The organism is Massilia sp. W12 (assembly GCF_037300705.1).
Taxonomy (GTDB): Bacteria; Pseudomonadota; Gammaproteobacteria; order Burkholderiales; family Burkholderiaceae_D; genus JACPVY01.
The window spans coordinates 6,052,159-6,064,149 of the sequence record NZ_CP147776.1; the positions used below are offsets into that span (position 1 = coordinate 6,052,159).

The 11,991-nt window shown below is 58.1% G+C and carries 13 protein-coding genes and 1 pseudogene; 9 read left to right on the top strand and 5 right to left on the bottom strand.

Annotation, left to right across the window (positions count from 1 at the left end):
- Window positions 1-169 precede the first annotated feature (169 nt).
- The 4 genes from V8J88_RS24985 to V8J88_RS25000 are packed head-to-tail and all read left to right on the top strand — an operon-like array spanning window position 170 to window position 4,282.
- The gene (locus V8J88_RS24985) at window positions 170-1,309 is read left to right on the top strand and encodes a homoserine O-acetyltransferase (RefSeq protein WP_338847007.1); all 1,140 of its coding nucleotides are present in this window, start codon (window positions 170-172) and stop codon (window positions 1,307-1,309) included.
- The gene (metW, locus tag V8J88_RS24990) at window positions 1,306-1,911 is read left to right on the top strand and encodes a methionine biosynthesis protein MetW (protein WP_338847008.1); all 606 of its coding nucleotides are present in this window, start codon (window positions 1,306-1,308) and stop codon (window positions 1,909-1,911) included. Before V8J88_RS24985 ends, metW begins: the two co-directional genes overlap by 4 nt.
- 2 nt (window positions 1,912-1,913) lie before the next feature.
- Window positions 1,914-3,389: an MFS transporter gene (locus V8J88_RS24995; RefSeq protein WP_338847009.1), complete on the top strand. Its 1,476-nt coding sequence runs from the start codon at window positions 1,914-1,916 to the stop codon at window positions 3,387-3,389.
- Complete coding sequence (locus tag V8J88_RS25000; protein ID WP_338847010.1) at window positions 3,386-4,282, top strand: M48 family metallopeptidase; 897 nt, start codon at window positions 3,386-3,388, stop codon at window positions 4,280-4,282. The genes V8J88_RS24995 and V8J88_RS25000 overlap by 4 nt, the downstream gene beginning before the upstream one ends.
- A gap of 9 nt (window positions 4,283-4,291) precedes the next feature.
- Here V8J88_RS25000 and V8J88_RS25005 read toward each other — a convergent pair.
- The 5 genes and pseudogenes from V8J88_RS25005 to V8J88_RS25025 form a co-directional block, all read right to left on the bottom strand.
- Window positions 4,292-4,685: pseudogene (locus tag V8J88_RS25005) on the bottom strand (VapC toxin family PIN domain ribonuclease).
- A gap of 160 nt (window positions 4,686-4,845) precedes the next feature.
- Window positions 4,846-5,574 carry an alpha/beta fold hydrolase gene (locus tag V8J88_RS25010; RefSeq protein WP_338847011.1) on the bottom strand — a complete coding sequence of 243 codons (729 nt, stop codon included), beginning with the start codon at window positions 5,572-5,574 and terminating at the stop codon, window positions 4,846-4,848.
- A gap of 91 nt (window positions 5,575-5,665) precedes the next feature.
- Window positions 5,666-5,980, bottom strand: coding sequence for an energy transducer TonB (locus tag V8J88_RS25015; protein WP_338847012.1), 315 nt, complete (start codon window positions 5,978-5,980; stop codon window positions 5,666-5,668).
- Window positions 5,981-6,308: 328 nt separating this feature from the next.
- A complete protein-coding gene (locus tag V8J88_RS25020) occupies window positions 6,309-6,965 on the bottom strand; it encodes a TonB family protein (protein ID WP_338847013.1) in 657 nt (218 codons plus the stop codon).
- Between the two features lie 187 nt (window positions 6,966-7,152).
- Window positions 7,153-7,716, bottom strand: coding sequence for a DUF922 domain-containing protein (locus V8J88_RS25025; protein ID WP_338847014.1), 564 nt, complete (start codon window positions 7,714-7,716; stop codon window positions 7,153-7,155).
- Between the two features lie 138 nt (window positions 7,717-7,854).
- Here V8J88_RS25025 and V8J88_RS25030 point away from each other — a divergent pair, with 138 nt between their 5' ends.
- The 5 genes from V8J88_RS25030 (at window position 7,855) to V8J88_RS25050 (ending at window position 11,980) form a co-directional block, all read left to right on the top strand.
- On the top strand, window positions 7,855-8,496 hold the full coding sequence (locus V8J88_RS25030; RefSeq protein ID WP_338847015.1) for a response regulator transcription factor: 642 nt from the start codon (window positions 7,855-7,857) through the stop codon (window positions 8,494-8,496).
- Window positions 8,493-9,977, top strand: a complete 1,485-nt coding sequence (locus V8J88_RS25035; RefSeq protein ID WP_338847016.1) for an ATP-binding protein — start codon at window positions 8,493-8,495, stop codon at window positions 9,975-9,977. Before V8J88_RS25030 ends, V8J88_RS25035 begins: the two co-directional genes overlap by 4 nt.
- Before the next feature lie 17 nt (window positions 9,978-9,994).
- Window positions 9,995-11,020, top strand: a complete 1,026-nt coding sequence (tsaD, locus tag V8J88_RS25040) for a tRNA (adenosine(37)-N6)-threonylcarbamoyltransferase complex transferase subunit TsaD (protein ID WP_338847017.1) — start codon at window positions 9,995-9,997, stop codon at window positions 11,018-11,020.
- Window positions 11,021-11,177: 157 nt separating this feature from the next.
- Entirely contained in the window at window positions 11,178-11,516 is a 339-nt protein-coding gene (locus V8J88_RS25045) for a type II toxin-antitoxin system PrlF family antitoxin (RefSeq protein WP_338847018.1), read from the top strand.
- The gene (locus tag V8J88_RS25050; protein ID WP_338847019.1) at window positions 11,513-11,980 is read left to right on the top strand and encodes a type II toxin-antitoxin system YhaV family toxin; all 468 of its coding nucleotides are present in this window, start codon (window positions 11,513-11,515) and stop codon (window positions 11,978-11,980) included. The genes V8J88_RS25045 and V8J88_RS25050 overlap by 4 nt, the downstream gene beginning before the upstream one ends.
- Window positions 11,981-11,991: the final 11 nt, after the last annotated feature.

Here is an 11,991-nt window from a genome sequence, read left to right on the forward strand (position 1 = left end):
AGTGTTCTGCCGTGAACTTCGCACTCGCCGCCTTGAATCCTGTGCAAATTCAAGGTGATCTTCGTTGTGCCTGCGCGGCTTGCTTGGCTCTCCCGCCGCTATCTTGCCGCAGACATCCGCCGGGCATGCTATCATGCCCGGCTGCTATCCACCCACCCAAGCTGAGACCATGGCATCCATCGGTATCGTAACTCCGCAAACCATGCGCTTTGCGCAAGCGCTGCCGCTGCAAAGCGGGGCGTCGCTCTCTGACTATCACTTGATGTATGAAACTTACGGCACATTGAATGCCGATAAGTCGAACGCCATCTTGATTTGCCACGCTTTGAACGCCTCGCACCATGTGGCTGGTTACTATGAGGATGATCCGAAAAAAACCGGCTGGTGGGACAATATGGTGGGGCCGGGCAAACCGGTCGATACCAACCGTTTTTTTGTGATCGGCGTGAATAATCTCGGCTCCTGCTTTGGCTCCACCGGGCCGATGCACATCAACCCGGCCACCGGCAAGCAATATGGCGCGCAATTTCCAGTGGTGACGGTGGAGGACTGGGTGAACGCGCAAGCGCGCCTGGCCGATGCGTTGGGCATCCAACGTTTTGCCGCTGTGATGGGCGGCTCGCTCGGCGGCATGCAGGCGCTGGCTTGGAGTGTGATGTATCCGCAGCGCCTGGCGCATTGCATTGTGATCGCCTCCACCCCCAAACTCTCAGCGCAAAATATCGCCTTTAACGACGTGGCGCGGCAGGCGATTTTGACCGACCCCGATTATCACGGCGGCGATTTTTATGCGCATGGCGTGGTGCCCAAGCGCGGCTTGCGCGTGGCGCGCATGATCGGCCATATCACCTATCTGTCAGATGACGATATGGCGGAAAAATTTGGCCGCGCCCTGCGCGCCGCTGACTACCAATTCGGCTATGGCGTCGAATTTGAAATTGAATCGTATCTGCGCTACCAGGGCGATAAGTTTTCAGAATACTTTGACGCCAATACTTATCTGCTGATCACCAAGGCGCTGGATTATTTCGACCCGGCGCGCGCGCATGAGGGCGATTTGACGCGCGCGCTGGCCGGCGCGGCGGCCAAATTTTTGCTGATTTCGTTTTCCACCGACTGGCGCTTTTCACCTGCGCGCAGTGAGGAAATCGTGCAAGCCCTGCTGGCCAACCGGCGCGAAGTGACCTATGCCGAAATCGACGCGCCGCACGGACACGACGCCTTTTTGCTGGAAGACGAACGCTATATGAAGCTGGTGCGCGCCTACTATGACCGCATCTGGCTGGAGCTGCAGGGAGGGGCGGTATGAATTTTCAGGAATTGCAAAAACTGCGGCCCGATCTGGCTTTTATCGCCGATTGGATTACCGATGGCGCGCATGTGCTTGACATCGGCTGTGGCAATGGCGAAATGATGGCCTATCTGCTGCAAAACAAACGCTGCAGCGGTTACGGCATCGAGATTGCCGATGCCTCAGTGTTGGAGAGCACCAAACGCGGCGTGCGCGTGATTCAGCAAGATATGGAACACGGCTTGAAGCTGTTCGGCAATGCCAGTTTTGACACCATTTTGTGCCTGTCTTCGCTGCAAATGATGGAAAACGTCGAAGAGATTTTGCGCGATTTCGCCCGCGTGGCGCGCGAGATCATTGTTTCTTTTCCCAATTTCGCCTACTGGCCGCACCGCCTCGCGCTGCTGTCGGGCCGCATGCCGGTTTCGCGCTCGCTGCCATATCAATGGTTTGATACGCCCAATCTGCGCTGCGCCACCATCGACGATTTCAGCGAACTGGCGCACAGCGTCGGCCTGGAAGTGGTGCAATGTCAGGCCCTGCACGATGGTCAGCCGGTGCATGTGCTGCCGAATCTGCGCGGCAATCTGGCCGTGTTCCGCCTGCGCAAGAAAGCCTGAGCATGGAAGGGCAAAAACTGCTCAAGAGCAAAATCTTTTGGATCGGGTTGCTGTATTTTTCCGAAGGCTTCCCGCTCGGCTTGTTTTATGACTTGTTCCCGGTGTATTTCCGTCAGCAGGGCGTGGATTTATCCAAAATCGGCGTGATCAGCCTGCTTGGCCTGTGCTGGACTCTGAAATTCATCTGGGCCCCGTTGATTGATTTCACGCGCCGCCATCGCTACTGGATGGTGGCGGCGGATGTGGGCATGGGTTTGATCATGCTGCAATTCGCCATCAATAACGGTTATGGCCCCTGGGTCTGGCTGGCGATTGGCTTATTCACCGCCATGTCGGCCACCAATGATATTGCGATTGACGGCTATACCATTGAGCAACTCGACCAGCGCGAGATGGGGCTGGCGAACGGGATCCGGATTGGCATGTACCGGGTCGGCATGTTGATGGCCGGTATCTTGCTGTGGTGCTCTGACGCCTTGGGCTGGACCGCAACTTGGGGCCTGGCCGCGCTCTTCTTCCTGCTGCTGGGCTTGACTTGCCTGAATGCGCCGCCGGAACCGCCGCGCTTGCGCCCGCGCGATCCGGCGGGCTTATGGGATGAATTGGACGGTTTGCAGCGGCAGCCGCTGTTGCTGCTGGCGATTGCCTCATTTTTCGCCGCCTTGCTGTGGCCGGTGGTGTTGACGCTGGATCCGGCTTGGGCCGCAGACTATAAAAAGCTGTGGTGGTATAAAGGCGGGCCGCCGGTGCTGCTGCTGTTTGCCGCCACCCTGCTGTTCCGCGCCGGTTTGCAAGCCCAGACTGAGAAGCAAAAGCAGGTGGCGCAGCAAGGCCCGCTGTTTGGCGCGCTGATTGCGCTGCTGCAAAAGCCGCATGCCGGCTTGCTGCTCTTGTTTATTTTGATTTTCAAATTGGCCGATGCGTCTATCGGCTTCATGATCAAACCATTTTGGGTCGATTCCGGTTTCACCAATGCGCAGATTGGCATGGTTTCGGTGAATATCGGCTTAGGGCTGTCGATTGCCGGCGGCCTGGTGGGCGGCTGGTACACCGACCGGGTTGGCATTTTTAAAGCCCTGTGGGTACTGGGGCTGTTCCAGGCGGTCTCAAATCTGGGCTATGTGCTGGCGGCGGCGTATGTGCCGCATGTGCCGCAAGGCAGCCCGATTGCGTTTGAACACCAGATGCTGATGTATGGCGCCAGCGTGATCGAATCCTTTACCGGCGGTTTGGGCACGGCGGCGTTTATGGCGTTTTTGATGGCGATTGTCGATAAAGAGCGCGCCACCACGGAATACGCCTTGCTGTCCTCGGTGTTTGCCTTTTCGCGCTCCATCGCCGGCTGGGCCGGCGGCATTGGCGCGCAAGATATGGGATATATGAATTATTTCCTGCTGACCTTTATTCTGGCCTTCCCGGCCTATATATTGCTGCCGTGGATCAAGCAGATCCTGCAACAGGCAACGGAGAAATCATGAAGACAAAATTATTGCTCAGCAGCGCCGCGTTGATGCTGGCCATGCACGCGCCGGCCATGGCGCAAAACCAGGCCTCGGCCAGTCAGGAAGACGGGGTGAAAGTGGGCGGCATGTCCGGCATGCGCAATCTGGTGCCTGCCGAAGAGCTGGAAAAAATGGCCGCGCAACAATATTTGTCGATGAAGCAGCAAGCCGAAACGAAAAAAGCGCTGGCCCCCGACAATCATCCGCAAGTCAAACGCTTGCGCACAATTGCGGATAAATTGATTCCCTACGCCAGCAAATGGAATCCGCGTGCGCCGCAATGGAAATGGGAAGTAAATCTGATCGGTTCCAAACAGATCAACGCCTTTTGCATGCCGGGCGGCAAGATTGCGTTTTACACCGGGATTTTGGATCAGCTGCAGCTGACCGATGATGAAGTGGCCTTGGTGATGGGACATGAAATCGCGCATGCCTTGCGCGAACACGGACGCGAGCGCATGGCCAAAACCAAGGTCACCGGCGCGCTGGCCGGCCTCGCTGCCGGGATTTTGTCGTACAAAGGCGTGAATCCGCAAGTCGCCGACGGCTTGACGCACGGCGTGGCGAATCTGACCCTCTTGAAATTTTCGCGCGACAATGAGACTGATGCCGATGTGGTGGGCCTGGACATCGCCGCGCGCGCCGGCTACGACCCGCGCGCCGGCGTCACCCTGTGGCAAAAAATGGGCGCCGCCAGCAAAGGCGCGCCGCCGCAATGGTTGTCCACCCACCCGGCCGGCACAGACCGTATCGCGGAAATCAAAAAACGCCTGCCGGAAGTGATGCCGCTGTATGCGCAGACCAAGGGCAAAAACGTAGCCAGCTTGCCGCCGTTTAAAACCAATACCAATTTGCCGCCGGTGCAGTGAGGAAATATGTCAGGCGACAGCGCGCTTGTGGCGGGGATTGGCTTGCTTGCCCTGGACTGGCTGGCGGATTGCGCAAGCAAGATCAATGCTTGGTGAGATAGGCGCCTGAAAGCGCACAGCCAAATCATGCAAGCGCTTATCCACTGTCCATATTCTGGCGCCTGGCGTGATCAAGGTTGAGGCCAACAGACAGATATCAACCAAGCCGCAGCCCAAGCCAAACAAGCGCTCCCTTTCAATGAAGTCCATCACTTCTGCGTGGCGCAGGTGGTGTGCCGCAGGCCAATTCCAGTCGCACCACAGGGTGAATCAACGCTTCATCACGCAGCAATAGATTCACCCAATCCGTATTGCCATGACGGAAATGGTCGATCCATACCGGGCTGTCAATCAGGATATTCATGCGCTTTCGGCATATCCGGGTTAGCGCCGCCGAGCGCGGCGAGGCGCTTGGTCGTTTGGATACGAACAAAGGTTTGCATCGCGACGCGAAATACGTCTGTTTTTTCCAAAAATCCGCAGGATGCGTGCCCATAGGCGTATTGCGGCGGGGCTGGATTTGCTTATGTTGATGCTTGCTGCGCTGTGCAATGCTGAAAAAAGTCCAGTAAAGCGGCTGCAGCGGCTTGCGGCGCGGCCTGCAACAGGCAATGCGGAGCGGCAACGCTGACTTTGTGCGCCAGCGGTTGCAGTGCATGAATTTCCCGCCAGGCGCGCGCCGGTACGATGCGATCCTGGCTTGCTTGCAGATACAACAGGGGCACGCGCAATTGACGCAATTCCTGACTGACATCGATTTTCGTCACACTCAATAAACGCTGACGCAACACGGTATGGCTGGCTTGCCGCACTGCCTGCGCCAGCGCCGCGCGCAAGGGCGGCGTGCTGTATTGTCCCAGCAGCGCGAAAGACATCAGACTCGGCGGCGCCAGTTGTATTGGCAGCAGCGTCGCCAAGGGCGCGATGCGCGCTGCGTGCGGGTGCGGATTGCGGATAAAGCTGGCGCATAAAATCACACCGCGCAAACCTGCGGGTGATTGCGCTGCCAATTGCAGCGCCAGCGGCCCGGAGAACGATTCGCCAAGCAAATAAAACGGCCTGTCAGAGGGACAGGCTGCGCGCGCCAGCGGAGCCAAGCCCTGATAGTCCAGCACGGTGTGGCCAGGATAGCGCACGATTTGCGGCGTAATCCGCATAGCGGGGCATGCGGCCAGGGCTGCGCACAAAGGCGCAAATAAATCGCCAGTGCCATCCAGGCCAGGCAAAAGAACCAGGGCTGCGTCTTCATTCATAGGCGTGCTCGCCAGTGGGATATTGGACAGGGTTGATTGTGTCAAATTGTACTGCGCAGTTGTGGATGAGCGGTAATCATATTTCTCAGATTTATTCTTCGACTCTCCAGTCGATATCAAGCAGAATTTCTGCTGGTGCTGCGCTGCCGGGCGCCGCCTGGCAGCTTGCGGCAGCGCGCAATGCCGCTTGATCCAGGGTGGCGGAGGCATTGCTGCGCACGATTTGCGCCGATTGCACTTTGCCATCCGCATCTAATTGCAAGGCCAGCCGACTGACGCCCTGTGCGCCATCCAGCAGGGCTGCGCGCGGATAGTGCAAATCAGGGCAATCCACCAGAGGCGTTACTGCTGTCGCAGGCAGCGTTTGCGTATCGCTGTGTTCTGCTGCAGCGCGCTCTGGCGGCATGACATCTTGCCCGGGTGCTTTATGTGCATCTGACGCGGCATGACCTGAGACATTGGGCGACCACTGAGGGATAAGGCCGCAGGTGCAGCAGCGCTCGTGCCATGGGGGCAATTCAGCAAGCCGCATGAGCTGAAGCGTCGTTTGCGTCAGCCTTGCCTGTAAGCCAGGATTGACCAGCCCGCATGTCCTCCACTCAAACCGGGATATAGCAAAGGGGACGGCGTTTTTGGCGCCGGGGCATGTCGCGCAGCATAATGCAGTGACAGACCTGCAGCCCCGTGCGCCAGCAGCACCATACCCAGCAGGATGAGTTGCAAGTAACGCCGCCTCATTCGATTTTCCACACATAGTCCAGCTTGGCCCAAGCCATTTCCGCTACGCCATCCAGGCTGGCGGCCTGAAAGCGGCACAGGCTTAAGGCCGCCATCGCCGCCTTGTCCAATTGGCGCGAGCCGCTGCTTTTCAAGACTTTGGCTTCCAGCACTTGATTATCTTTGCCGATCAAAAACGCCAGGCTGACCGCGCCTTCTTCGCCATTGCGCAACGCTTGCGCCGGATATTCCGGTTTGGCGCAGTCTTTGGCGTCGGCGCGCGCTTCTGTGCGCAGCGGTGTTTTTTTCTGCGGCGGCTGGCTGATTTCCTGCGCCAGCGTTGCGCCGGACGGCGGATTCAACGGCCCATCTTGCGTTGGGGTGTCTGTCACCCACAGCGTGGTCGGCTCCGTGGGCGCCGGGTGGATTGCAAGCCGTGGTGGAATCCGCAGCGGCGTGAACTTGGTCTTCGGTGGCTCCAGCGGCGGCGTATCCTTGGACTTGGGCGGATCAGCCGGTTTGATGATTGTGATATCCACTGGTTTTGAAGCGGGTTTGAAGATGACCCGCTTACTCAAGCCCTGCACGATGGCGGCCAATAAACTCATGTGGATGACGCCGACCAGCAGCATGCGGGTAAGCGGCGGACGTTCTGCTTGGGTTGAAAAGTGCATATGATCTCCATTCTTTTTCCAATTGATGGAAGGATTTATTTCCATGCTGTGGAAATAATGTAACCTTAAAATGGAAATGTGAGAAGAATTTTTTCTGTTTGATGGCAAAAATTTTGCTATATCGAAGCAAAAGAGGGTGCTGCAGCGCATTCCGCGCCGCCATATCAGCTTGCAATCAGCCGGAAGTTCAGTCGGTCAGGCAGGCGCCCTGGGTGCAGCCATGCCGGGTTTTGGCGTCGTAGTCGCGGTCGGCCTGCTGGCCTTTTTCTATCAGCAGCGTGCCGCGCAGATTGGCGTTTTGCTTGAGTTCCTGGCAGTTGCTCATGCGCGGCATCGACTTGATTTCGCGTTCAATTTGATAGGCCGCCAGTTGGCCATGTTGCTTGTGGCCATTTTCATGCCGGGTCAGGGCGGCCAAAAATGGATTGAATTCTGCGCGGACTTTGTTTTCCGCCGCCAGCAAACGCGGCAGCGTGGTGATGGTCAGCAACTTGACTTGCACAGAATCGATGCCGCATAAGCCGTCTGCGCCCTTGTTGAAGGTGAAATTCCAAACGATTTCCCATCTGGTGTAGCCATGAAAGCTGCGCCCGTTTTCGCGCAGCGGCGTGCTGCGCTCCAAGGCGTCAAACAACGATTGTCCGGGCGTCTGTCGCACATCATAGTGGCGCACCTGATGTTCTTCCGAGACTGCGGCTTGCGCCATACCGGGCAGCATGGCAAACAGCAAGGGGAGGAGTTGGCGGCGCATATGACATCCTTTAGCAACAGAATTGGCAAGATGGGCGAAGGTCTCAGTATGACAGAACCGTGATGGCTTGCAGTCAGGATGTTGGTGGATGATGGAATTGCTATAAAATAGCAATTCCAACTTCCATAAAATAGCATCATGACTGCACCTATCCGCATTTTGCATGCCGATGACCACCCGGTGGTCTTGGATGGTTTCGCCAGCGCGCTGGAACAATACGATATTCACACCGTGGCCAAGGCGCATAGCGTGGAACAGGCGCTGGCGCAATACCGGCAGGAAGCGCCGGATGTGGCGATTCTGGATTTGCGTTTTGGCAGCGCGCTCACCGGGCTGGATGCGGCGCGTCAATTGCTGGCCGAATTCCCCAAGGCGAAAATCGTATTCCTCTCGCAATTTGATCAAGACAGCCTGATCAAAGAAGCCTACCGTCTGGGCGCGCATGCCTTCATCACCAAAGATTGCACGCCGCAGGAATTGGCGCAGGCAGTGCGGCAAGCCCATGCCGGTCAGCTGTATTTCATGCCGGCGATTGCCGAGCGGCTGGCGAATTTGTCGATACGCGGTGACCATTCGCCGCAAAGCCTGCTGGATGAACGGGAATTGCAGATTTTCACGCGCATGGCCGAAGGGCTGACCAACCAGGAAATCGCCGATCAATTGCAGCTTTCCAGCAAAACCATCAGCAACACCAGCCAAACCATTAAAGACAAGCTGGGTGTGCAGCGCGCAGCTGACATCACCCGCCTGGCCCTGAAACACGGTTTGCTGAGCGCATGATGCGGCTGGCCTGGCTGCACAGCCTGCGCGTGCGCCTCTTGAGTCTGGCGCTCTTGCCTTTGCTCTTGATGTTTGCCGCCATGCTGATGTATGCGCGCCAGGCGCAAAACAGCGCGGCTGAGCAGGAATTGCAGGAACGCGCCGCGCTGGCTTCCACCGCGCTGGCGGAAAGTCTGGGGGCGCCTTTGCGCGCGCGCGATTGGCGCAGCATGCGCGTGAGTTTGAATGCAGTGCTGCAGGCCGATCACAGCATTGCCCTGATTGAAGTGTTTGATTTGCAAAACAGGCTGGTGTTGGAGGTTGAGGGCAAGTCCGGGCGCCGTGAAGCGCTGCGCAGTTTCCGCGCGACGATTCGCGACCCGGCGATTTATGTGACGCCGCTGGCAAGCAGCAGCAATGGACAAATTGCCCCGCAGCCTTCGCATATCGGCATCTTACGCGTCAGTTTTTCCAACAAGTGGTTTGTGCAGCGGGCGCAGAGCCGGTTTCAGTTTGATTTGGCGGTGACGCTGTTGGCGCTGGGCTTGAGCGCGGCGCTGGCCTGGCGCATGGCGCGCAATCTGACCGCTCCGCTGCAAGCAGCAGTGCGTGCGCTGCGCCGCTTGCGGCAGCGTGATTTTGAGGTCGAGTTGCATGAAGATGGGCCGGGGGAAATCGGCGAACTGCAAGCTTCGCTGAATGCGATGGCGGCCAGCTTGTGCGCCGCCACGCGCGAGCTGGAAGCCACGGTCGAAGCGCGCACCCGCGATTTGCTGGCGTCGCGCAATGAGGCTTTGCAGGCGAATGAAGCGCGGCGCGCTTTGCTGCAGCGCTTGCATACGATTATTGAAGATGAGCGCAAAGGGATTGCGCTGGAAATCCATGACGAATTGAATGCGGTCTTGATCGGCGTGCGTCTGGAAGCAGAACGCATTTTGCAATTGGCGCAGCAATTGCCGCCAGACGATCCGGCGCAGCAGCAGATCAGCGCGCGTGCACAGGCGATTTTGCAGAGCGCGCGCGCGCTGTACGCCAGTGCGCGCCAATTGGTGCGCCGTTTGCGTCCGGAAATGCTGGAAATGCTGGGGCTGGCCGGCGCGCTGGAAGAAATGTTGCGCCATTGGCAGGACAGCGCATGTGTGTTTGAAATCTCGGCGCAAGAGGTGGGCGAGCTGCCCGAAGGCATCGCCATCAGCGCCTACCGCATCGTGCAGGAAGCTTGTTCGAATATCGTCAAACATGCGCAGGCGCGCCATGCCCGTATCCGTTTATGGCGCAGCCCGACGGCCTTGCAGATCAGTATCGAAGATGATGGCTGCGGTTTTACGCCGCAAGCGGCCAAAGGCTTTGGCCTGGCCGGCATGCGCGAACGCGTCGCCGCCTGGCATGGCGCGGCTGAGTTGACGACAGCGCCGGGGCAGGGCTGCCGCTGGCGCTTTACCCTGCCTTTGCCTGACGCCAGCGCGCCCGCCGCTGCGCCACAAGGTACAATGCCGTTTTGATCTTTTGCAGACTGGCCATGATTGTTTTAGGCATTGAATCTTCCTGTGATGAAACCGGACTCGCGCTCTACGACACAGAGCAAGGCTTGCGCGCCCATGCGCTGCATTCGCAAATCGCCATGCACCAGGAATATGGCGGCGTGGTGCCGGAGCTGGCCTCGCGCGATCATATCCGGCGCGCCATTCCGCTGTTGCAGGAAGTCATGCAGCAAGCCGGCCTGAGTTTGCCAGAGGTGGATGCGATTGCTTACACCCAGGGGCCGGGTTTGGCTGGCGCGCTGCTGGTCGGCGCGGCGCTGGCGAACGGCCTGGCCTGTGCGCTGGATAAGCCGGTGCTGGGCGTGCATCATCTGGAAGGGCATTTGCTCTCGCCGCTGCTGGCCAAGGCGGCGGAATTTCCCTTTGTCGCGCTGCTGGTTTCGGGCGGGCATACGCAATTGATGCGGGTCGATGGGGTTGGTCATTACACCCTGCTGGGCGATACGCTGGACGATGCCGCCGGCGAGGCGTTTGATAAATCCGCCAAGCTGCTTGGTCTGCCATATCCCGGCGGCCCGGCGATTTCAGCGCTGGCCGAACAGGGCGCGCCGGGCGTTTTCCAATTGCCGCGCCCGATGTTGCACAGCAAAGATTTCAATTTCTCTTTTTCCGGCTTGAAAACCGCAGTCTTGCACGCCAGCCGGCAAATGCCGCAGCCGGTGACAGAACAAAGCCGTGCGGATCTGGCGCGCGGCTTTGTCGATGCGATTGTCGAAGTCTTGTGCAAGAAAAGCATGCTGGCTTTAAAACACACCGGCTTGAAGCGGCTGGTGGTGGCCGGCGGCGTCGGCGCGAATCGCCAATTGCGCGCGGCCCTGAATGAGCAGGCGCAAAAGAAGCGGGTGCAAGTGTTTTATCCGCCGCTCGAATTCTGTACCGATAATGGCGCCATGATCGCCTTTGCCGGCGCGCAACGCCTGCTGCGCGACCCCGGCGCCGCCACGCGCGACTATGGTTTCACGGTGCGGCCCAAGTGGCCGCTGCATGAGCTGGCGCCGGTATGATGGTTTGCAAAGGTAATGCATTTGCATTACTATGCAGAAAGCAGAAAGCAGAAAGCAGAAAGCAGAAAGCAGAAAGCAGAAAGCAGAAAGCAGAAAGCAGAAAGCAGAAAGCAGAAAGCAGAAAGCAGAATTTCGATGCAGATACAGGAAGCATGCCATGGAAGCCTTAGCAGATTTCGTCGATTGGGAGTCAAGCCTGACCGATCGCTACCAGACCACTGTGCCGGAAGCGGTGCGCCAAGTCTTGGGCTTGAAAAAACGCGATAAATTGCGTTTCAGCTTGCGCGCCGATGGCTCGGTGTTGTTGTCGCGGGCTGAGCCGCAGGCAGAGCAGGATGATCCAGCCCTGAACGCTTTTTTGGCGCTGTTGGAAAACGATATCAGTCAACAGCCGCAGCGACTGCAGGCGCTTGGCGCTGTGCAAGTGGCGCAGTGGCAAGCGCTGGTGCAAGGGGTGGACGTGGATTTGGACGCGGCCTTGCCTGAAGACGAATGAGCGCGCCGCCCTTGCAGATCAATGGTTGGCGCATTTATGCCCATCCTCTGTTTATCCAACAAGTGCAGGCGCTGGCGCAGCAAGTGCAAGCGCTGCAAAGTAAATATCCGCAAGCCTGGCGCGAAAAGAATGCCGCCAAACGCCTTGCGGCAATACTGAAACTCGCATTTGAATCTATTCCGCAAGACCCGGCGCGCGCCGAATTCCGCCAGGGCAATACCTTGGGCGCAGCAGGCCGTCATTGGATGCGCGCTAAATTCTTTCAGCAATACCGCCTGTTTTTCCGCTTCCATGCCGGGCAAAAGGTGATTGTGCTGGCCTGGGTGAATGATGACTCCTGCAAACGCGCTTACGGCAGCAAAGATGATGCATATGGTGTGTTCCGCAGCATGTTTGAACGAGGCCATCCGCCCAATGACTGGGACGGTTTACTCAAAGAGGCCAAAACCTGGGACGGACTGTAAGCGCAGTGAAG